The sequence below is a fragment of the Pelotomaculum propionicicum genome (genome assembly GCF_004369225.1).
Taxonomy (GTDB): Bacteria; Bacillota; Desulfotomaculia; order Desulfotomaculales; family Pelotomaculaceae; genus Pelotomaculum_B; species Pelotomaculum_B propionicicum.
The window spans coordinates 1-426 of record NZ_QFFZ01000184.1 but is presented as its reverse complement, the minus strand read 5'-3'; the positions used below and the strand labels follow the sequence as shown (position 1 = coordinate 426).

At 52.8% G+C, this 426-nt stretch carries 1 protein-coding gene; it reads right to left on the bottom strand.

What is annotated here, in order from left to right; translation table 11 throughout:
* Positions 1–198 precede the first annotated feature (198 nt).
* Positions 199–426 (bottom strand): hypothetical protein (locus tag Pmgp_RS20030; RefSeq protein ID WP_192903050.1); only part of this gene is annotated, 228 nt, incomplete at its 5' end.

Below are 426 nucleotides of genomic sequence, written 5' to 3'. Positions count from 1 at the left end.
CCAATGCGCCCAGTAAGTGCTCATAACGTTTTTAACCCGGCCCAACCATGCCGGCATGCGGTAGCGGAAGTGTCTCCTTGACTTTTGCTTCGGCGGAGCCAGTAAAATCTCCAGCTCTTTGGATGATAAGGCGCCCTGACCGGCGCCCAGAATCTTTTGTGTTTGCATAAACTAGCGCCTCGCTTTCCAACTCACTATCTAACGAATGTAAAGGCTCCTGATAAATGCCTTTTCCTTTTCTTTACGAGCAATCTCCTCGGGTGTCTTACCCTTCAATTTCTTGTTTTGCTGCAGGACATATTTCGCCCACAGTCCTTCCACCCGCGCCAGGTGGTCGACCTTATCGCACCAGAATTCATCCGCAAAGGCCCAATCCATACATGCCTGCCACTGGGCCACGGTGGGGGCGTTCTCGCCGGCCAGCAT